Genomic DNA, 20,368 nt, shown 5'->3' on the forward strand with positions numbered 1-20,368 from the left:
TCATCCACGCGCTACGCAACTTGGTAGGTGTCCGTCCCCGGAAAACGCTGCGCGGTTTTCCAGGCTACAGGGCTACGGAGTGCGTCGTAGGGTGGACAACGGCGCAGCCTTGTCCACCACCCCCATCCTCCGTGTTACTTGCGCGGCTTGCCGAAGCCGGGCGCTTTGCGCACCGACTTGACCTTGGGCTTGCCGTCTTCCACCCAGCGACCCAGCGGCTTGTCGGACACCGGCGCGCCGACCTTGGGTTTCTTCGGCTTCTTGGGCTTCTTCATCACCAGTCCGCCCGGGCCGGTCTGGGGAACGCGGTGGTCGGGGATGAAGTCCGGCTCGTCGCGGCGCATGAGGATCTGGCCGATCAGGGTCTCGATGGCCGCCAACTGCTCGACCTCATCGGCGCAGACCAGCGACACCGCCTGGCCCTGGTTGCCGGCACGGCCGGTCCGACCGATGCGGTGGACGTAGTCCTCGGCGACGATGGGCAAATCCAGGTTGACCACCAGCGGGAGGTCCTGGATGTCCAGGCCACGAGCGGCGACGTCGGTGGCCACCAGGATGTCCGCCTCGCCGGCCTTGAAGCGGGCGAGGGCGCGCAGCCGGGCGGGCTGGGGCTTGTCGCCGTGGATGGACTCCGCCGCCAGGCCTTCGGCCTGCAGGGCTTCCACCAGTTGCTCCACGCCCTTGCGCGTCTTGGCGAATACCAGCACCTGCTGGCGGCGTCCGCTGCGATAGAGGTGCAGGAAGAGCTCGGTCTTGCGCTTCTTGTCGACCGGTATCACCCACTGTTTGACGGTGACGGCGGCGGTGTTGCGCGGACTGACGTCGAGGGTCTGCGGATCGCGCAGTACCGGCGCGGCCAGCTGGCGCACGGCATCGGAGAAGGTCGCCGAGAACAGCAGGGTCTGGCGCTTGCGCGGCAGCATGACGAACAACTCGCCCAACTGCCGGGAAAAGCCCAGGTCGAGCATGCGATCGGCTTCGTCCAGTACCAGCACCTGCACCTGATCGAAGCGCACGGCGTTCTGGTTGAACAGGTCGAGCAGGCGCCCCGGGGTCGCTACCAGCACGTCCACGCCCTTGCGCAGCTTCATCATCTGCGGATTGATGCTGACGCCACCATAGGCCACGGCGGTACGCAGCGGCAGGTGCTGGGCATAGTCACGCAGGCTGGCGTGGACCTGTTCGGCCAGTTCGCGGGTAGGGGTGAGGATCAGGGCGCGGATGTGGTTGGGCGCCACCGCCGGACCTTCCTGCACCAGCCGCTGCAAGAGCGGCAGGCCGAAGGCGCCGGTCTTGCCGGTACCCGTCTGGGCCGCGGCCAGCAGATCGCGACCGGCCAGCACGGCCGGGATCGCCTGGCGCTGAATGGGAGTAGGGGAGCTGTGCTCCAGGGCGGTGAGCGCCTGCAGCAGGGGATCGATGAGGCCGAGGTCGGCAAAGGTCATGACAGGCCTGGATGGCGACGAAAAGGGAGCGAATTCTAGGCCGACTGTGATGCGCGCTCAAACTTTGTAGCCAGGCGGCGGCTGCGCGCTGAATCCCGGCGCGGCATAGTGGTCAGTTCTGCGGCCACAGGAGACCCTATGATCGACGCGAGTGCCTTACCCCCGGTATTGGCTGGTCCGCTGCTGCGGCGGGTCGAGTCATCGCGGCTGCTGCTCTGGCTGGTGACCACCGGCGCCGAGGCGCCTGGTCCGCGGTTTTGGCAGGACGAGGTAGAACTGGCAGTGCGTAGCGAGGTGCGTTGCCTGCGGCTGGGCGAACAGGCCTATCTACAGTTGATCGAGGTCTGGCCGGAGGCGGCGTTGCCGACGGATGTCTTCATCGACTACGACGTGCAACTGCCTGCTGGCGGGATGCGCGACTGGGCGCCGCATCTGCTCGACACCCAGGGCGAGCTGCCACGTTTCGTCCTGCGACGGCGCTTCGATCATCTGCTCCACGGCTCCTGCCGCAAGCCCCATCACGCCTCGCCCGACGGCCTGGTCGCGGTCGATCGTCTGCTGCAGGGCTGCAACACCGCCCAGGAACGGCCGGCGGCTTTGCTGCTCACCGGCGACCAGGTCTACGCCGACGACGTGGCCGGGCCCATGCTGCTGGCCGTGCAGGCGCTGATCCGCCGCCTCGGGCTATATGGCGAGTTGCTCGAAGGCGCTGTGGTGGCGGACAGCGAGGCCCTGATGGCCCATGCGGCCAACCTCTACCATCGCGAGGACCTGCTGCCGGCCTTCAAGTCCAACCGGGCGCTGCGCGAACGTTTCTTCGGGGGAGTGGAGAAGCCGATCTTCACCTCCACCAATGCGCACAATCACCTGGTGACCCTGAGCGAGGTCCTGGCCCTGTACCTGCTCTGCTGGTCGCCCGCGCCCTGGACCCTGATCGACGTCGAACCGCCGGCGCTGGACGAACAGGACCGCGAGCGCTATGCCCGGGAGTCGCGCTGCATCGAGGCCTTCGTCGCGACGCTGCCCCAGGCGGCGCGCGCCCTGGCCAGCGTACCGACGCTGATGATCTTCGACGACCACGATGTCACCGACGACTGGAACCTGTCCGCGCGCTGGGAAGAAACCGCCTACGGCCATCCCTTCTCGCGGCGGATCATCGGCAATGCGCTGCTGGCCTATCTGCTGTGCCAGGCCTGGGGCAATGCGCCCGAGTCGGTGGCCGAGCCCCTGGCAGCCACGGAGCGACTGCTGGCCACGGCGGTGGACGATGGCCAGCTGGATTGCCCGGTGCAGAACGCCTGTATCGATGACCTCCTGGATTTCCAGGGTTGGCACTACGTGCTCAAGACCGAGCCGCCGCTGATCGTGCTGGACACCCGCACCCGACGCTGGCGCAGCGAGCGCCGGCTCGAACATCCCTCAGGGCTGATGGACTGGGAGGCCCTGTGCGAGCTGCAACAGGATTTGCTGGACCATCCCTCGGCGGTGATCGTCTCGGCCGCGCCCATGTTCGGCGTCAAGTTGATCGAGGCGGTGCAGCGCATCTTCACCTGGTTCGGCCAGCCGCTGATGGTGGACGCCGAGAACTGGATGGCCCATCCCGGTGCGGCCAAGACCATGCTCAATATCTTCCGCCACCGCCGCACCCCGGGTAACTACGTGGTGCTCTCCGGTGACGTCCACTATTCCTTCGTTTACGACATCCGCATCCGCGATAGACGCGGCGAGCCGCGGCTCTGGCAGATCACCAGCAGTGGCATCAAGAACGAATTCCCGCCGCGCCTGCTGGCGACGCTGGACCGGCTCAATCGCTGGCTCTACGCACCCTGGTCGCCGCTCAATGGCTTCACCAAGAGACGTCGCTGGGAACTGCAGCCACGGCTACCGAATCGGCGTGATGCCGGTGAGCGGCTGTGGAACGGCGCTGGCATCGGCCAGGTGCTGCTGGACGCGGAAGGCCGGCCGGCGGTGATTCGCCAGCACAATGCCGATGGTTCGCCGGCGACGGAGTTCGTCGAGCGGACCTAGCGCTGCTGCAACCAGCGCAGCACGCCTTGTCCCGCCACCCGCCCGCTGGCGAAGCAGGCCGTAAGCAGATAGCCGCCGGTGGGCGCCTCCCAATCGAGCATCTCGCCCGCGCAGAAGATGCCGGGCAGTTGCCTGAGCATCAGGCCCTCATCCAGCGCTTCCAGGGGGACACCGCCAGCGCTGCTGATGGCCTCGGCCAGCGGGCGCGGCCTTACCACCGTAAGGGGCAGGGCTTTGCAGGCCTGGGCCAGCCGGCTCATGTCCTGGAAGGCCTCGGCCGGCGCCAGTTCGCGGAGCAGGGCAGCCCGGGCGCCCTCGATCCCGGCCTGGCGGCGCAGGTGGTTGGCGAGCGATTGACTGCCCCTGGGCTTGGCGAGGGCGCGGCTGAGATCGGCGAGCTCCCGTTGCGGGGCGAGGTCCAGTGTCAGGGTGGCCTGACCGTCGCGGGCGATGGCCGCACGGATCTCTGCCGACAAGGCATAGACGAGGCTGCCTTCGATCCCGCTCTCGGTCAGCACGAATTCCCCTTGGCGCGGCGGCTGGCCGGGCAAGGCGAGAGTGGCGGGCTTGATGGGGGCGCCGGCATGGCGGGTCTTGAGCAAGTCGCTCCAGCCCGCCACCTCGAAACCGCAATTGGCCGGCTCCAGGGCTCGCAGTGCGATGCCCCGCTCAGCCAGCAGTGCCTGCCAGGCGCCGTCCGATCCTAGGCGCGGCCAACTGCCGCCGCCGAGCGCCAGCACGCAGGCCTGGGCCTGGACGCTACGCTCGCCGTCGGGCGTGGCCAGGCGCAGCCTGCCCTCGGCGTCCCAGCCGAGCCAGCGACTGCGGGTATGGATGCGCACGCCCTGGTCGCGCAGCCGATGCAGCCAGGCACGCAACAGCGGTGCGGCCTTCATGTCGGTGGGGAAGACCCGTCCCGAGGTGCCGACGAAGGTGTCTATACCCAGCTCATGAATCCAGCGGCGCAGGGCATGGCTGTCGAAGCCGTCGAGCCACTGGCTGACGGCGATCTCGCGCTCGCGATAGCGTTGGCGGAAGGCGGGCTGGTCTTCGGCATGGGTGATATTCATGCCACCGACGCCCGCCAGCAGGAACTTGCGGCCCACCGAGGGCATGGCGTCAAAGAGCTCCACCGCCAGGCCCGCGGCGGCCAGGGTCTCGGCCGCCATCAGGCCGGCGGGGCCACCCCCGATGACGACGACAGGGGCGGAGGAGGAAGGTGACATGGCGGCATCCAGGGACTACGGAAAAGCCGCCATTGTACGCGAGGCTGTTAGACCACGCCGGCCTGACCGAGGGGCGCCGCCAGCGGCTCTTCCAGGCGCTCCGGAATGATCGGCTCGGTCCGCCCGGGCGTGAGGATCACCTTGCGGCAGTCCTCCTGCTTCTTGTCGAAGATCTTGTAGCCGTCGACCGCCTGCTCCAGGGACAGCCTATGGGTAATGATCGCCTCCGGCGCCAGGTCGCCGCGCTCGATGTGTTCGAGTAGCTCCGGCAGGTAGCGCTGCACGTGGGTCTGGCCCATCTTGAAGGTCAGGCCCTTGTCGAAGGCATCGCCGAACAGGAAACCATGGATGAAGCCGGCATAGACGCCCGGCACGCTGACGCTCCCCCCGCGGCGGACCGCGGCGATGCACTGGCGCAGGGCCTTGCCGCTGCTGCCTTCCAGCTTCAGGTTGGCGAGGATGGTCTCGGTGGTGCTGCCCTTGGCCTCGAAGCCCACGGCATCCACCACGCCGTCCACCCCGCGCTTGCCCGGCGTTTGTTCGATGATGGTGGCGGCCGGATCGTCGTCTTCGTCGAAATTGATCGGGATGACGCCATAGGTCTGCTGGGCATAGGCCAGGCGATAGGGGTGGTGATCGACCATGAAGATGCGCTCGGCGCCGAGCATCTTGGCGCAGGCTGCCGACAGCAGGCCCACCGGTCCGGCGCCATAGATGGCGATGCTCGAGCCCTGGCCGATGCCGGCATTGAGCACGGCCTGCCAGGCGGTGGGCAGGATGTCGGAGAGGAACAGCACCTTCTCGTCGGCCAGGGTGCCCGGCACCTTGAAGGGCCCGGTGTTGGCCTTGGGCACCCGCACGTATTCGGCCTGGCCGCCCGGCACGCCGCCATAGAGATGGCTGAAGCCGAACAGCGCTGCGCCCGGGGGAATCTGTTTCTTGTTGAGGATGGCGCCACGCCCAGTGTTGGTGGTCTCGCAGGCGGCGTAGAGATCCTGGTTGCAGAAGAAGCAACTGCCACAGGCGATGACGAAGGGGATCACCACGCGGTCGCCTTTCTGTACCGCGGTGACCGCCGGCCCGGTTTCCTCGACGATGCCCATGAATTCGTGGCCGAAGATGTCGCCGTGCTCAACGGTGGGAATCTTGCCGCGATACAGGTGCAGGTCCGAGCCGCAGATGGCCGTGGCGGTCACCCGCAGGACGATATCGTCGGCGTCCTGAATGGCGGGGTCGGGTACGGTATCGACGCGGACATCGTGGGCACCGTGATAGGTCAAGGCTCGCATGGCGGTCTCCGTTAGGCTGAATTCACCTAGGGTGGAGCCCGCCTCGGTAGGCGCGGTTCCTGTGCCTCTGACCGGTGGTATGCCGTCAGGATGCCCCTTTTTCGCAGTTTTTCGGCGCTGTTTCGCATGCCAGAGCCCGGCAGGCGAGACGGCCTCAACGGTTGCGGATGTACACCGCCTTGCCGGCACTGCCATCGGCCGGATCGCGCTCCTGCACCTCGAAGCGATCGCCATGGGCCTTCACCAAGCCGCTGAACTTGCGGTGACCATAGAGACGGGCATCGAAATCCGGGCGGACCTTGCCCAGGTTGGCGCCGACCATGCCCAGGTTGGCCCAGCCGCCCTCGTCCGAAGCATCTTCCACCGCCTGTTCGATCAGCTTGAGGATGGTGCTCAGCTTTGGCTTGCCGCGATTGGTGGTAGCCGGCTTGTCGGTGGCGCTGGTGGCTTCGCGCGACTCTTCGCGCGGCTTCGACCTGAGGATCTCGGTATAGATGAATCTGTCGCAGGCCGAGACGAAGGGGTCCGGCGTCTTCTCTTCGCCGAAGCCATAGACCGTCAGCCCTTCCTCGCGCAGTCGCGCGGCCAGGCGGGTGAAGTCGCTGTCGCTGGAGACCAGGCAGAAGCCGTCGAAGCGGCGGGTGTAGAGCAGGTCCATGGCGTCGATGATCAGGGCGCTGTCGGTGGCGTTCTTGCCCTTGGTGTAGCCGAATTGCTGCACCGGTTGGATGGAATGGTCGAGCAGCACCTTCTTCCAGCTGTTCAGTTGCGGCTGGGTCCAGTCGCCATAGATGCGCTTGACGCTGGCCACGCCGAAACGGGCGATCTCGGCCATGAGGCCGTCGACGATGGACGCCGGGGCGTTGTCGGCGTCGATCAGCACGGCCAGGCGCGCCTGGCTCGATTCGGCGGGTTTGGTGGTCTTGCTCATGGGAACTCCCGTTCAGTTCAGGCCCAGCTCGTGCCAGACCTGGGTAGCCGTGTGATGCAGAATGCCGTGGCGCCGGGCCAGGGCCACGCGATCGGCGCAGTAACCGCCGCCGATCACGCCTACCACCGGTATATCCGCCGCCAGGCAGCGTCGCAAGACGAAGCCGTCACGGGCGGCGAGCCCCGCGTCGCTCAGGTCCAGATAACCCAGGGCGTCGTCACGGTGCACGTCCACGCCGGCGTCATAGAGCACCACGTCCGGTTGATAGAGGGGCAGCAGATAGCTCAGGGCCTCATCGAGCACCCGCAGATAGCCCGCGTCGTCCAGGCCGCGCGGCAGGGGAATGTCCCAGTCGCTCTGGGCCTTGCGCGCCGGATAGTTGGTCGCACAGTGCAAGGACACGGTGATGGCGTCCGGCACCTCGGCGAGGATGCGCGCCGTGCCATCGCCTTGGTGCACGTCGCAATCCAGGATCAACACCCGTCCGGCGCGACCGCTTTCCAGCAGCGACAGGGCCAGGATGGCCAGGTCGTTGAAGATGCAGAAGCCGGCCGGGTAGTCGTGGTGGGCGTGATGGGTGCCCCCGGCGAGATGACAGGCCAGACCATGGCGTAGCGCCAGGTCGAGGGTGAGCAAGGAACCGCCCACGGCGCGGATGGTGCGGCGTACCAGGGGTTCGCTCCAGGGCAGCCCCAGTTGGCGCTGCAACGGCGGCGCCAGCTCGCCCGCCTTGAAGGCCTGGATGTAGGAAGGCGCATGAGCCAGGGCGAGCAGCTCGTCCGGACAGGGTTCGGGCCGATGCCAGTTATCCGATCCCAGGATGCCGCTGGTGCTCAGGTGCTCCTGTAGCAGCCGAAACTTCTCCATCGGAAAGCGATGGCCGGCGGGGAAGGGCGGGCTGTAGTCCTCGTGGTAGACCAGCGGCAGGCGGGTGCTCAAATCACCAACAGCTCCAGAATGAACCAGACGATGCCGGTGCAGAAGCCCAGCGCCAGGAGGAACAACAGGCCGTCGCGGGCGATGAGCGACAGGGCGAAGGAGGTCAGCGCCAGACCCGCCGTGGTGTTGGCGAAGGGCACCAGGTCCAGCACCGGCATGGTCGCCGCGATGAGGATGCAAAGTAGGGCGGTGACGAAATGAGCCGGCCGCGAGGTGAGTACTCGCAGGCGCGGCCTGACCACCTTGTCCACCCACCGCGCGGGCTTCTGCATCAGCCTGAGCGATTTGCGCAGCTTGCGGCGCGAGACGTTACGCTCCAGCACCCAGCGGGGCAGCCAGAAATGGTCGCGGCCGAGCAGCAACTGGCCACTCACCAGCATCACGAAGACGGCGATGGCCGTGGCGATACCCGGGATACCGGTGAGCGGCGAAATGGCCAACACCCCCGGCAGCAGGATCATGGGGCCGAAGGAGCGGCTGCCGATGGCATCGATCAAATGCTGCACCGACACCTGTTCGGGGCTGTTGCCCACCCGTTCCAGGCAGGCAAGGAAACTCTGGAGATCGACCGGACCCGCAGGCCCGGTGTCGCAGCTGGCGGCGTCGCGCTCCAGGGCCTCGTCCCTCATGGCTGGGCGCTGTCCAGCATGTGGCGGATGGCGCGGGTCAGATCCTGGCGGCCATAGGGCTTGTTGAGGATCTGAAAGCGCTCACCGCCGCCTTCCTCGAGTTCGAGGGCGTTGTTGGCATAGCCCGTGGTGAGCAGGATGCGCAGACTCGGCTGGCGCCGCTGCGCCTCCTTGGCCAGCATGACCCCATTCATCCCACCCGGCATGATCAGGTCGCTGAACAGCAGATCGATGGAGCTCTCACGGGCGAGCAGATCGAGGGCCTGCTGGCCGTTATAGGCCACCAGTACCCGATAGCCGCCTTCCTCCAGAATGGCTTGCGCCAGGGCGGCCACATCCGGTCGGTCATCCACCACCAGGATGGTTTCCGAACCGCCCTTGTCTTCATGGGCGACCGGCAGCGGGGCGGGATGCTCCCTGACCTGCTCTTCGGAGACGGGGAAATAGAGTCGCACGCAGGTGCCCACGCCGACCTCGGAATACAGCCGGACCAGACCGCCCGACTGCTTGAGAAAGCCATAGACCATCGACAGCCCCAGACCGCTGCCCTGGCCCTCGTCGCGGGTGGTGAAGAAGGGATCCAGCGCCCGGCCCAGGATGTCGGTGGACATCCCGCCACCAGTGTCGGTCAGCGCGATGCAGACGTAATGCCCTTGCGACAACCCACCGTGCGCCAGGTCCTGGCCGGTGACCTCGATGTTCAGGGTTTCCAGCGTCAGGGTGCCGGTCCCGCGCTCCAGCATCGCCAGGCGCGCGTTGTCGACGATGTTGAGCAGGGCGGTTTCCAGTTGGATCGGATCGAGACGGCAACTCCACAACCCCGGGGCCGGTCTGAAAATGAAGCGGAAGGGATCGCCGAGCGCCTTGGCCAGGCGCGCCTGACGCATCGTGATCAGCTTGTTCAGATCCACCGCCCTTCCGGTCAGGCGCTGCTTGCGGGCGAAGGCCAGCAGTTGCTGTGTCAGGGTTGCCGCCCGATTCACCGCGTCACGGGTATTGTCGACATGGCGCTTGGCTTTATCGCGGTCCAATTCGGGTCGATCCAGATTGATCCTCAGGATATCCAGATAGCCGACCATGACCTGCAGCAGATTATTGAAGTCGTGGGCGATGCCCCCGGTGAGCTGCCCCAGGGCTTCCATCTTCTGCGCCTGGCGCAGGGCGTCCTCGGCATCGCGCCGCCGGGAGACGTCCAGTTGCGAGGCGAAGTAATAGATCAGCTCGCCCTGGGGATCGAGCACCGGCGAGATGAACAGCGCGTTCCAGAAGGTCGTACCGTCCTTGCGGTAATTGAGCAGCTCGACGTTGCAATCGCGCTGCTCACGCAGGGCATTGCGGATCTCGGCGATATGCTCCTGCTGGGTATCGGGGCCCTGCAGGAAGCGACAGTTGCGGCCCAGCACCTCGGCGAGCTCGTAGCCGGTGGTCCGCAGGAAGGCCTCGTTGGCGAAGATGATGGGGTTGTCCGGCTGGTGCGGGTCCGTCACGATCATCGGCATACGGGTCTTCTTTACCGCAGCGAAGAAGATGTCGTTGTGTCCGAGACCCTTGCCCAGCTCCGCGATCTGCGACGACGCGGACGGTACGGGAGAGGATGCGGGTGAGGTTTCGGTCATGGAAGGACGCCTGAGATCGGACAGCGGTAACCTCATTGTGACCATTATTCCGCCGACTAGCTCCACCAATCATCGTCATACGATGAGTACGGCTCGTAGATGCAGGCAGATCACGCAGCTTATCGCTGGTTTTGCGTATGATGGCCGCTCTCTGTCAAGGAACCCTCCCATGAGCAAGGTACTGGAAAACCTGGTCGACCTGCTGACACTCGAATCCCTGGCGCCCGATCTGTATCGGGGCGGCAGTCAGGATCTGGGCTTTCCGCAGCTCTTCGGCGGACAGGTATTGGGACAGGCGTTGTCGGCTGCCAGTCAAACGGTACCGGTGGAGCGGCGCGTTCACTCTCTGCATGGCTACTTCCTGCGCGCCGGCTCGGCGGTGGAGGCCGTGACCTATCAAGTGGACCGGATCCGCGACGGTGGCAGTTTTTCCACCCGTCGGGTCACCGCCTTCCAGGGCGAGCAGCCGATCTTCTTCTGCAGCGCGTCCTTCCATATCGAGGAACCGGGCTTCGAGCATCAGACCAGCATGCCCCAGGTGCCTGCCCCTGAAGCCCTGCAATCGGAGATCGCCCATGCCCAGCGCTACGCCGAGCAGATTCCGGCGCCGCTGCGTGACAAGCTACTGGGGCCGCGGCCGATCGAGATGCGTCCGGTGGTCTTCACCGATCCCTTCAAGCCGGAGATCAGCGAACCGGTCAGGCACGTCTGGTTCCGTGCCACCGGCGATCTACCCGACCAGCCCGCGCTGCATCGCTATCTGCTGGCCTATGCCTCGGACTTCAACCTGCTCCCGAGCTCCTTGCTACCCCACGGCACCAGCTTCTGGGACCGCTCGTTGCAGATCGCCAGCCTCGACCATGCGGTATGGTTCCACCGGGATTTCCGCCTGGACGACTGGTTGCTGTACGCCATCGACAGCCCTTGGGCCGGCGGCGCCCGCGGCCTGTGCCGAGGCAGCATCTACACGCGCGATGGCCAACTGGTCGCCTCGGTCGCTCAAGAGGGACTGATCCGCAAACGCAGCTGAGCGAAAGCCCTCTAGCGGCTATTTGCGCAGTACACTTATAGGCTCATGCCTTCGAAGGGCTGAACGAGCACGGTCGTGGTCGTCCCAGACACAACATCAGTTTGAGGCATCGTTCTTGAATCAACTTGAGCGCGTCGTAACCGGTATCCAGGGGCTGGATGAGATCTTGAAAGGAGGCCTGGTTGCCGGTGCCTCCTATGTCATCCAGGGGCGCCCGGGCTCCGGTAAATCGATCATGGCCAACCAGATCGCCTTCAACCACGTGCGTAACGGCGGTCGGGTGCTCTTCGCCACCATGTTGTCGGAAACCCACGAGCGGATGTTCCAGTTCTTCTCCACGCTGGATTTCTTCGACCGATCCTGCATCGGCGACCAAGTCCAGTATCTCAGCGCCTTCGACACCATGGAAGGCGAGGGGCTGGATGAGGTGGTGCGTCTGTTGCGCCGAGAGATCAGTCGACAGAAGGCCAGCCTGTTGGTGGTGGATGGCCTGCTCAATGCCCGCTCGCGTGCGGAAACGCCCATCGACACCAAGAAATTCATCGCCGAACTCCAGGGCCACGCGGCCTTCGCCGGCTGTACGGTGATCTTCCTCACCAGCGCGCGGCTCGAAGACGGCAGCCCCGAACACACCATGGTCGATGGCGTGTTGGATCTGCACGAAGAAGAAATCGGCAGCCGCACCATCCGGCGCCTGGCCCTGCGCAAGACCCGCGGTAGCGGCGCGCTACCGGGCTTTCATGAATTCACCATCTCCAACGTCGGCATCACGGTGTTTCCGCGTCTGGAAACGCTCTATCGCAATCCCTCGGCGGGTTCGAGCTACAGGGTCAGCAACCAGCGGGTGACCAGCGGTATCACGTCGCTGGACAGCATGGTCGATCAGGGCCTGCCGGAGAGTTCGACGACCCTGATCATCGGGCCCTCGGGATCCGGCAAGACCTCGATCAGCCTGAATTTCCTGACTGCCTGTACGCCGGAAGAGCCAGGCCTGATGTTCGGCTTCTACGAGCCCCTGGAGCGACTGCATCTCAAGGCGGACTCGCTGGGGCTCGATCTGGCCGGCCGGGTGAAGGAGGGCGCCGTTCACGTACATTGGCAGCCCACCACCGAACTGCGTATCGACGAGGTCGGGCTCAAGCTGCTGGCATTGATCCAGCAGCATGGCATCAAGCGACTGGTGATCGATAGCCTAGGCGCCATCGCCCGTTTCGCCATCCCGCAAGGACGGCTCATCGAATACTTCAGCGCGCTACTGAACGAGCTCCGTACCCAAGGCGTCACAGTTCTAGCCACCTGGGAGTTGCGTGACGTGTTTGGCGCGGACATAGCAGCCCCGGCGCCCGAACTTTCCAGCATGGTGGACAATCTCATCCTGCTGCGTTTCGTCGAGGCGGAGGCGGAGATCAAACGAGTCCTGTCCATTCTCAAGATGCGCGACAGTCTCTATGACCCCTCGCTCCGTGAATTGGTAATGGGCCACTCGGGAATCGAATTGAAAAAGGCGTTCAAAGACATGGTGAAAGTGCTTTCAGGTTCAGCCATGCCCTCAGCGCAGCCATGATCGCGTCGGATGGGAGAGTTTCCAAATGACGACGATACTGGTAGTCGACGACGAATTTCTGATAGCGGACATCCTGGCCTTCGCCCTCGAAGACGAAGGCTACATGGTGGTCAAGGCGAGCAATGGTCGCCGTGCGCTGGATGTGTTCGATCGCGAGCTACCCTCACTGGTCATTACCGATTTCATGATGCCCGTGATGAATGGCCGTGAACTGGCCGAAGCGCTGCGGGAACGTCAGGGTCTGCAGCACCTGCCCATCATCCTCATGAGTGGGGCCCAGGCTCATCTGGGGCAGGAGAGCGCGGAATTGTTCGATGCCGTCTTCCAGAAACCTTTCAACATCGGCGACATCGTGGATACCGTGCGCAAGTACCTCATTCTCTAAGGTCGTTGCAGCCCCAAAACAAAAGGGCCTGTCAGACAGGCCCTTTTGTTTTGGGGCTGGCGCATTCGCCAGCCCCGCGTCCTGGATCAGGAGCGCGAAAGCAGTACGCCGAGGACGAAGCCAATGCCACCGGCGACGGCCAGGGCGGTGAAGGGCTTGTCGGCGGTCATGTTGCGAGCGCAGTCGATGGCCTGGCCATACTGCTGCTGTACCTTGCCCTCCAGTTGGCGGGCCTTACCCTCGGCCTGCCAGTCGGCATTGCCGGTCGCGGCGCCGAAGCTATCCTGGACCTTGCCGGTGGCGTCCTTGGCACTGCCTATGATTTGATCGGTATTCATGAATGCACCTCGTGTTGTGGAAACGGGGAGGGTCATGCCAAGCGGCATGCTTCCTCTATTGATCCGCGCCAGACGCATTTCGTTCAGGTTCAATTCGTTGTTCGCGATATTCATCGCGGTTTCTACCGAGAGGATCCATGATCTCCAGTCGTCATTACGCCCTCTGCCTGTTCCTGATCCTGACCGGCTGTACCACCTCGCAGCCGCCGCCCGCGCAGCCCGCTACCGACGCCGAGGATCTCTTCGCCCGTCCAGTGGTTGCCGATAGCGTTCTGCGCGACGCTTCCCGTCTACAACTGGCGCTGGCCCTGCCGGAGGGCGGCACGGCACTGGTGGCGGTGGACTGTACGAAGGACGAGGGCGAACTGCTCTATCTGGATGGTGCGCAGCGAGTCTATCCGGGGCGGGTGAATGGCTATGCCGCACCGCTGTCCCTCAGTCCGCCCAAGGTGGCCGCCCTCAAGCACAATCCCCAGGTACAGGCGCTCTGCGCGCAGCCATTCAGCTCTGATTGGCGTGCCCTGGCCAGTGCGCCGGGCGGTGACACCCTGGTCCTGGACCGCAACAGCCTGATCGACGTCGACGGTGTACGGCGGTTCTGGGGTGGCCAGCAACTGGGCGCGGCGGTGCAGACCCCGCGTTATGGCGCACCGGTACGGCAATGGCGCGAGTCCTTGGCGGCGGACTGTACGGCGCGGCGCTACACGCTTGCGGCCCGCTATGGCCTCGATGCCAGCGGCCGTATCGTCGATGGCCAGCTCGCTACGCCAACCCAGGAAGCCTTCGCCAGCGCGCCCCTCGAGCGGCGGACATTGCTGGAAGCCGCCTGTGATCGGCGTGATGCCTTGTTGGCAGCGCCGCGGATGCAGGCGTTGACGGCCGAGGCGCCGCCGGCAAAGGTACCAGCTCCCCTGGCCGAGCTGCCGGCGGCGCGACCTCAGCCGCTGCAGGCCATCCAGTCACTTGGCTTGCCGGCTGCCCGTGTTCCGCTGCAGCGCTTCGTGGAGGAAGGAGAGAGTCGCTACGAGGGGCAGAGCCATCCCTATCGCCAAGAGGTGCAGGTAAGCCCCGGCAGCGCACCGGGGCTCTTGCGGCTGACTGCGCAGGGCAAGATGGCACGGGTGGATGCGCTCAGCTGGCGTGGCCTGTTCGATCTGGTACGGCGTACCCGGGTGGACAATGGCAGCCTGCCGGTCGAAGAACTGGCCACCCTCGATCAATTGACCTTCAGCGGCAACTGGCGCGCGCTCACCGTGGGCAGCCAAGTGGGCTACCAGGCGCGCCAGACTCTGACGGGCACCTTGAAGGACACCGAGCAGCGTGACATCAAGGTGACCTGCAAGGTGGTGGGCGAAAGCGAAGCGCGCCGCATCCTGGCGTCCCTGAACGGTCGCGCCAAGACCTTGGAATGTCGACACGGCGAAGCCGCGAATGCACCGGCGAGCCGCTGGGTCTATCTGGAGGATTACGGCTTCTTCCACCTGATCCGCATGGGGGCAGGCGGCGCCATGGGGTTGGAGAAGCATCTCAGCCTGGTGCAGTAAGACAGGCGCACGACCCGGATTCGTACTTCTCAGGCGAGTCCGGTTCCTCACTTATAATTACCTTTTAAGTAAATATACCTATCCAAAAAGCGTCTTTTTAGCGGATTAGTACCAGGAGTACGCTGTGTCTATCGAAACAGCATCACCAAGAGGTATTCGCTATGAAAGTTATAGGTATGCAAGCGCTCGTTGCCGTCGTCTTCATGGGCCTGCTGTCCGGCACGGCATCTGCGGCCAATCGTGATCTGTCCAGCAAACCCATTCGTGCCAATGCCCAGGCACAGTTCCAATCCGAGCATCAGGCTAGGGTCTCCGCGCTTTACCAGAACAACACCAACTGAGGTTGGTACCCGTCACGACGCCTTGGCGATCCACTCATCGCCGGGGTGTCGTTCTTGTCGTGCCCGCAGCCCCGTCTGTCTTCAGTAGATGCGTTCTGCTGGTCTTTACAGCATCCGATAACCCTTGCTCCAGAGCACTCGGCTCGGCAGTCTGTATGACTCCAAGGTGTCCGAGGCAAGACGATGAGAATCGGTGAGCTGGCCAAGCGTACCGACTGCGCGGTCGAGACCATTCGTTATTACGAGCGTGAGGGGCTACTGAACCCGGCGGCTCGTAGCAGCAGCAATTACCGTCGCTATGACGAAAGTCATGTGGAGCGTCTGGTTTTCGTGCGCCATTGCCGATCACTGGACATGACGCTGGAAGAAATCCGCGCACTGTTGACGCTGCGCGATACGGCCGAGCCCGGCTGCGACCAGGTAGATGCCTTGATCGGTGCCCACCTCCACCATGTGGAGGTCCGTATCCGCGAATTGAACCAGCTGCGTGAACAACTGGTGACATTGCGCCGCCAGTGCCAGGGTGAGGGCGAAGGAGACCGCTGCGGCATCCTTCGCGAACTCAGTCAGCCGGCTGCGCCCTCACCGACCACGGCGCAGTGCAGTGCTGCCGGGCACGCCCATGTACCCGGCACCCACCGGCTGCACGATTAGAGCGTTTCCGCCCAGAGATCGTATTCGTCGGCGTCGGTGACCCGCACCCAGATCTTGTCACCAGGCTTGAGCGGCGTTTCGCTGTCGACGTAGACGTTACCGTCGATCTCTGGGGCATCGGCATAGGAGCGGCCGATGGCGCCCTGGTCGTCGACTTCGTCGATCAGGACTTCGATCTCGCGCCCGATCTTGAGCTGCAGGCGAGCGGCGGAGATGGTCTGCTGGTGGGCCATGAAGCGCTCCCAGCGGCCCTGCTTGACGTCATCCGGGACCGGCTCGAGACCCAGGTCGTTGGCCGGTGCCCCTTCGACCGGCGAGTACTGGAAGCAGCCGACACGATCCAGCTGGGCTTCGGTGAGCCAATCCAGCAGATACTGGAAGTCTTCCTCGGTCTCGCCGGGGAAGCCGACGATGAAGGTGGAGCGGATGGTCAGCTCCGGGCAGATTTCCCGCCAGCGCTTGATGCGGGCCAGGGTCTTGTCTTCGAAGGCCGGGCGCTTCATGGACTTGAGCACCTTGGGGCTGGCGTGCTGGAAGGGGATGTCCAGATAGGGCAGCAGCTTGCCGGCGGCCATCAGCGGGATGACATCATCGACGTTGGGGTAGGGATAGACATAGTGCAGACGCACCCAGACACCCATGCCCGACAGCGCCTCGCACAGCTCCAGCATGCGCGTCTTGACCGGCTGGCCATTCCAGAAGTCCAGCTTGTACTTGAGGTCCACGCCATAGGCACTGGTGTCCTGAGAGATCACCAGCAACTCCTTGACTCCGGCCTTGACCAGGCGCTCCGCCTCGGACAGCACATCGCCCACCGGCCGGCTGACCAGCTTGCCGCGCATGGAGGGGATGATGCAAAAGCTGCAGCTGTGGTTGCAGCCTTCGGAAATCTTCAGGTAGGCGTAATGACGCGGGGTCAGCTTGATACCCTGCGGCGGTACCAGGTCGATCAGCGGATTGTGCTCGAGCTGCGGCGGCACCACCTCGTGCACGGCGCTGACCACCTGCTCGTACTGCTGCGGCCCGGTCACCGCCAGTACGCTGGGATGCACGCCGCGGATATTGCCTTCGTCCACGCCCATGCAGCCGGTGACGATCACCTTGCCGTTCTCGGCGATGGCCTCGCCGATGGCGTCCAGAGACTCGGCCTTGGCGCTGTCGATGAAACCGCAGGTGTTGACCACCACCACATCGGCGTTTTCATAGGTCGGCACGATCTCGTAGCCTTCCATGCGCAGTTGGGTGAGGATGCGCTCGGAGTCGACGGTGGCCTTGGGGCACCCTAATGATATAAATCCTACACTCGGTGCTTTGCGCTCAGTCTGGATTGTCATAAGGCTTAACTCGGCGGTTTTACAGCGAAAATTGGCGCGGGACTATACAGTATTTTGGGCGACATTTGACGTTTTTCGTCGGTCGCATTTGCCGGTTGTCTGTCTGCGGAGGCGGCGGGCTGCTTTTGATGGGGTTGGGCGTGAGGCGGACATCACTTCTGCATGTGACGGCAGATAAGCTTCCTGATGGTTTCATAAATAATATATAGTCAGATAGCAGGGGATATTTGGGTTCCGAACTCTTTAAAGAGGACTTTGAGATGGCAACTAATGATAAATTTGTTAAGTTCCTGGAGAATAATGCAGCACAAAGTAATAAAGAATTTGATCCCGCGGTTGAGATTGCTGAATGGCAGACTTTTTTAGACGACCTGTATAGGCAGTTTCAGGTGTGTCTTTCTGCTTACGATGGGGCGGCTTCGATAAAGTGGATATTTAAGGATGTCAGTAGGTCTGAAGAGTCACTTGGTTCTTACACTGTGAAAAGTGCGGTCCTTGAGATGGGGGCTTTGCGTTATGTTTTTGATCCTGTTGGTACGATGCTGATAGGGAGTAAGGGGCGGGTTGATGTGCGTGGGCCTAATAAGGTTGGAATGTTGGCGCTGGTAAAAGGGGCGGGGCCCACAGTGACTATAAAGATAAAAATAGGAGACGCTGTTGAAGAAAGTACTACTTCGATAGGGGGCTCCGTTCCAGCTGATCAGCGTAGTGATGATTGGAAGTGGAAAATTGTAAAACGTATTGGTTCTAGGTTGGAATATAAAGAACTCAGTGAATCTAATATCACTGACTTTTTGATTGATCTTGCATGAAGCGTATCTCCTTTTTGCCCTCTGGACAGCATCAGAGCATCAAGGATATTGCTGAGAATTTTGAAACCATTAGTGATTCGCTATCCTACTACTATACTAGTGTGGAAAGTAAGGCTCTAAATCATCCTTTAAGAACAGAGGAAGAGCTGTCGGAAGGGTATCGCTGCTCTATGCGGGAGCTTGAAATGATGACCTGTTTGGGGCTATTGGCTGCAATTGAGGCTTTATTCAGGCTTGATTATATTGCAAGGGTCGAGAAAAAGCTGAAGGACCCGATGAGTCAGGATTTTCGTCGAATTTATAATCGCCACAAGTTGGATGTTAGGTTTGACGATTTAATCAAGGTTTGGAAGCGTAGACGGCCGACTTTCAGAGTGTACTTTGAACGGCTAACTGTGGCATTACACTTTCGTCACTGGCTTGCACATGGCCGCTACTGGTCGCCGCGACTTGGTCGAAGACATGGATACTTGGATATATATGATCTCGCTTCAAGTATTGAGGATGATGTTTCTTTTGAAGCGCTGTGATCTTGAGGAGGTTTTTTTATTGTAATAGATATTTTAAGGCCGATACTGCCTAGCTATACAGGTCGTATGCTCGATATTGGCACTTAGTCTGAGTTTCTTGAGTGTGTCCCGACGATCACGGTATGGATAAAAAAGGCGCGAAAGTATACAGCTATTTGCGGTTCTCGGACCCACGGCAGGCGTTGGGTAGTAGTGCCGACCGTCAGCTGCAATACGCGCAGACTTGGGCTGCGGCACATGAGCTGGAGCTGGATCAGTCCCTTTCCCTGAAGGACGAGGGGCTATCTGCCTATCACCAGCGGCATATCAAGCAGGGCGCGCTAGGCGCGTTTCTCCGGGCTGTCGACGAAGGGCGCATCCCGGAAGGGTCGGTTCTTATAGTAGAGGGCCTAGACCGATTGAGCCGTGCCGAGCCCATCCAGGCTCAGCTCGCCCAGATCATCAACGCCGGGCTGACCGTGGTCACTGCCTCGGATGGCTGCGAGTACAACCGGGCCAGCCTCAAGGCCCAGCCCATGGACCTTGTGTACAGCCTGCTGGTGATGATTCGTGCTCACGAAGAGTCGGACACCAAGAGCAAGCGCGTCAAGGCCGCGATCCGACGCCAGTGCGAGGGCTGGATCTCGGGCTCCTATCGCGGTCTGGTTCGGAACGGCAAAGACCCTCAGTGGCTGCACTGGAATGGCCAGGCCTGGGAGTTCATCCCGGAACGGCTTGCAGCGGTGAACGCCGCCTTGCAGATGTATCGTCAGGGCGTGGGCGCCACGCGGGCGGTCAAGATCCTGCGCGAGCAGGGGCACATGCTTACCGACTGGGGAATTGCCGGGCAGCAGCTGTATCGCCTGGTACGGCTGCCAGCGCTCCGCGGTGCCAAGCGCGTATCGGTGGATGGGGAAGACTATCTCCTCGAGGAGTACTATCCCCGGGTGCTGACCGATGAAAAGTTCGCCGAGCTGCAGGACCTCACCGGCCAGCGCTACCGGCGGCGCGGCAAGGGCGATATCGTGGGGATCATCACCGGTATCGGCATCACCACTTGCGGCTACTGTGGTACCGCCCTGGTCGCGCAGAACCTGATTAGCCGCGCTGGGCCGGATGGCCGGCTCGCCGATGGCCACCGGCGTCTCCACTGCACCTCTTACAGCAAGAACGCCGGCTGCGGCGCGGGGGGGAGCTGCAGCGTGGTTCCGGTGGAGCGCGCCATTTTGGAATACTGCTCTGACCAGATGAACCTCCAGCGGCTATTCGAGCCGGCTGACGACACCCAGGCTATTCGCCAGCAGCTTGCCGCAGCCCGGCAACAATTGGCGGAGACGGAGCGCCAACTCCAGCGCATCACCGAAGCTCTACTCTCAGACGAAGGCGCAGCGCCGATAGCCTTCCTGCGCAAGGCTCGCGAGCTGGAAGCCCTCCTGAGCGATCAGCAGGTGAAGGTAGTACGGTTGGAGCGCGAGCAGGCTGGCCAGGCTTTGTATCAGCCGCCAGCTAGCGCCGAGCTATGGCAAGAGTTGGCGGGGCGGGCGCTTGCTATGGATGTCGAGGCAAGAGAGCAGGTGCGACAGCTGGTTCTGGACACCTTTCAGAAGATCGTGATTTTTATACGAGGTGTGATGCCGCTCGGGCGTCGGGCGAGCATTATAGATATTCTATTGATTTCCAAAACAAACCAGCGTCGTCATTTAACGGTAAATCGAAGGTCGGGAGTCTGGCAGGTTAGTTTGGGTAGGGAATAG

The 20,368-nt window shown here is 63.0% G+C and carries 19 protein-coding genes; 10 read left to right on the forward strand and 9 right to left on the reverse strand.

Features of this window, described 5'->3' with window-relative positions; translation table 11 throughout:
* Window positions 1-134: 134 nt before the first annotated feature.
* Window positions 135-1,445 (reverse strand): RNA helicase RhlE1, encoded by a 1,311-nt coding sequence (locus tag FAZ11_RS00295; RefSeq protein ID WP_058779346.1) that lies wholly within the window; start codon window positions 1,443-1,445, stop codon window positions 135-137.
* 138 nt (window positions 1,446-1,583) lie between these two features.
* On the opposite strand from FAZ11_RS00295, the gene FAZ11_RS00300 reads away from it, so the two are divergent.
* Complete coding sequence (locus FAZ11_RS00300; RefSeq protein WP_058779347.1) at window positions 1,584-3,473, forward strand: metallophosphoesterase family protein; 1,890 nt, start codon at window positions 1,584-1,586, stop codon at window positions 3,471-3,473.
* Here FAZ11_RS00300 and FAZ11_RS00305 read toward each other — a convergent pair.
* The 6 genes from FAZ11_RS00305 to FAZ11_RS00330 all read right to left on the reverse strand — a co-directional run bounded on the left by FAZ11_RS00305 (window position 3,470) and on the right by FAZ11_RS00330 (window position 10,103).
* A complete protein-coding gene (locus FAZ11_RS00305) occupies window positions 3,470-4,699 on the reverse strand; it encodes a TIGR03862 family flavoprotein (RefSeq protein ID WP_058779348.1) in 1,230 nt (409 codons plus the stop codon). The two genes, FAZ11_RS00300 and FAZ11_RS00305, sit on opposite strands and share 4 nt — an antisense overlap.
* A gap of 47 nt (window positions 4,700-4,746) precedes the next feature.
* Window positions 4,747-5,988 (reverse strand): zinc-dependent alcohol dehydrogenase, encoded by a 1,242-nt coding sequence (locus FAZ11_RS00310; protein WP_058779349.1) that lies wholly within the window; start codon window positions 5,986-5,988, stop codon window positions 4,747-4,749.
* Window positions 5,989-6,142: 154 nt separating this feature from the next.
* Window positions 6,143-6,919 (reverse strand): NYN domain-containing protein, encoded by a 777-nt coding sequence (locus tag FAZ11_RS00315; protein ID WP_058779350.1) that lies wholly within the window; start codon window positions 6,917-6,919, stop codon window positions 6,143-6,145.
* 12 nt (window positions 6,920-6,931) lie between these two features.
* Window positions 6,932-7,858 (reverse strand): histone deacetylase family protein, encoded by a 927-nt coding sequence (locus FAZ11_RS00320; RefSeq protein ID WP_058779351.1) that lies wholly within the window; start codon window positions 7,856-7,858, stop codon window positions 6,932-6,934.
* A complete protein-coding gene (locus FAZ11_RS00325; protein ID WP_058761138.1) occupies window positions 7,855-8,487 on the reverse strand; it encodes an exopolysaccharide biosynthesis protein in 633 nt (210 codons plus the stop codon). Before FAZ11_RS00325 ends, FAZ11_RS00320 begins: the two co-directional genes overlap by 4 nt.
* Window positions 8,484-10,103 carry a histidine kinase famiy protein gene (locus FAZ11_RS00330; protein ID WP_058773713.1) on the reverse strand — a complete coding sequence of 540 codons (1,620 nt, stop codon included), beginning with the start codon at window positions 10,101-10,103 and terminating at the stop codon, window positions 8,484-8,486. Before FAZ11_RS00330 ends, FAZ11_RS00325 begins: the two co-directional genes overlap by 4 nt.
* Window positions 10,104-10,272: 169 nt before the next feature.
* Between FAZ11_RS00330 and tesB the strand changes: the two genes are divergently transcribed.
* The 3 genes from tesB to FAZ11_RS00345 all read left to right on the forward strand — a co-directional run bounded on the left by tesB (window position 10,273) and on the right by FAZ11_RS00345 (window position 13,082).
* The gene (gene tesB / locus FAZ11_RS00335; RefSeq protein WP_058761136.1) at window positions 10,273-11,133 is read left to right on the forward strand and encodes an acyl-CoA thioesterase II; all 861 of its coding nucleotides are present in this window, start codon (window positions 10,273-10,275) and stop codon (window positions 11,131-11,133) included.
* 115 nt (window positions 11,134-11,248) lie between these two features.
* Window positions 11,249-12,697 carry an ATPase domain-containing protein gene (locus tag FAZ11_RS00340; protein WP_137279311.1) on the forward strand — a complete coding sequence of 483 codons (1,449 nt, stop codon included), beginning with the start codon at window positions 11,249-11,251 and terminating at the stop codon, window positions 12,695-12,697.
* A 25-nt stretch (window positions 12,698-12,722) separates the two neighbouring features.
* Window positions 12,723-13,082 carry a response regulator gene (locus tag FAZ11_RS00345; protein ID WP_058761134.1) on the forward strand — a complete coding sequence of 120 codons (360 nt, stop codon included), beginning with the start codon at window positions 12,723-12,725 and terminating at the stop codon, window positions 13,080-13,082.
* Between the two features lie 86 nt (window positions 13,083-13,168).
* Here the strand turns inward: FAZ11_RS00345 and FAZ11_RS00350 are convergent, their stop codons facing one another.
* Window positions 13,169-13,420 carry a CsbD family protein gene (locus FAZ11_RS00350; RefSeq protein WP_058761133.1) on the reverse strand — a complete coding sequence of 84 codons (252 nt, stop codon included), beginning with the start codon at window positions 13,418-13,420 and terminating at the stop codon, window positions 13,169-13,171.
* Between the two features lie 137 nt (window positions 13,421-13,557).
* On the opposite strand from FAZ11_RS00350, the gene FAZ11_RS00355 reads away from it, so the two are divergent.
* The 3 genes from FAZ11_RS00355 to cadR all read left to right on the forward strand — a co-directional run bounded on the left by FAZ11_RS00355 (window position 13,558) and on the right by cadR (window position 15,959).
* Window positions 13,558-14,964 carry a hypothetical protein gene (locus FAZ11_RS00355; protein ID WP_058786310.1) on the forward strand — a complete coding sequence of 469 codons (1,407 nt, stop codon included), beginning with the start codon at window positions 13,558-13,560 and terminating at the stop codon, window positions 14,962-14,964.
* A 176-nt stretch (window positions 14,965-15,140) separates the two neighbouring features.
* Window positions 15,141-15,305 (forward strand): hypothetical protein, encoded by a 165-nt coding sequence (locus FAZ11_RS00360; protein ID WP_193557157.1) that lies wholly within the window; start codon window positions 15,141-15,143, stop codon window positions 15,303-15,305.
* A gap of 183 nt (window positions 15,306-15,488) precedes the next feature.
* Entirely contained in the window at window positions 15,489-15,959 is a 471-nt protein-coding gene (gene cadR / locus FAZ11_RS00365; RefSeq protein ID WP_058761130.1) for a Cd(II)/Pb(II)-responsive transcriptional regulator, read from the forward strand.
* Here the strand turns inward: cadR and rimO are convergent.
* Window positions 15,956-17,293: a 30S ribosomal protein S12 methylthiotransferase RimO gene (rimO, locus tag FAZ11_RS00370; RefSeq protein WP_137279313.1), complete on the reverse strand. Its 1,338-nt coding sequence runs from the start codon at window positions 17,291-17,293 to the stop codon at window positions 15,956-15,958. The two genes, cadR and rimO, sit on opposite strands and share 4 nt — an antisense overlap.
* A 260-nt stretch (window positions 17,294-17,553) precedes the next feature.
* Here rimO and FAZ11_RS00375 point away from each other — a divergent pair, with 260 nt between their 5' ends.
* From FAZ11_RS00375 to FAZ11_RS00385, 3 genes are all read left to right on the forward strand, one after another.
* Window positions 17,554-18,105, forward strand: a complete 552-nt coding sequence (locus FAZ11_RS00375) for a hypothetical protein (protein ID WP_137279314.1) — start codon at window positions 17,554-17,556, stop codon at window positions 18,103-18,105.
* On the forward strand, window positions 18,102-18,635 hold the full coding sequence (locus FAZ11_RS00380) for a hypothetical protein (protein ID WP_137279315.1): 534 nt from the start codon (window positions 18,102-18,104) through the stop codon (window positions 18,633-18,635). Before FAZ11_RS00375 ends, FAZ11_RS00380 begins: the two co-directional genes overlap by 4 nt.
* Before the next feature lie 122 nt (window positions 18,636-18,757).
* Window positions 18,758-20,368 carry a recombinase family protein gene (locus tag FAZ11_RS00385; RefSeq protein WP_137279316.1) on the forward strand — a complete coding sequence of 537 codons (1,611 nt, stop codon included), beginning with the start codon at window positions 18,758-18,760 and terminating at the stop codon, window positions 20,366-20,368.

The sequence above is a fragment of the Pseudomonas rhizoryzae genome (genome assembly GCF_005250615.1).
Taxonomy (GTDB): Bacteria; Pseudomonadota; Gammaproteobacteria; order Pseudomonadales; family Pseudomonadaceae; genus Chryseomonas; species Chryseomonas rhizoryzae.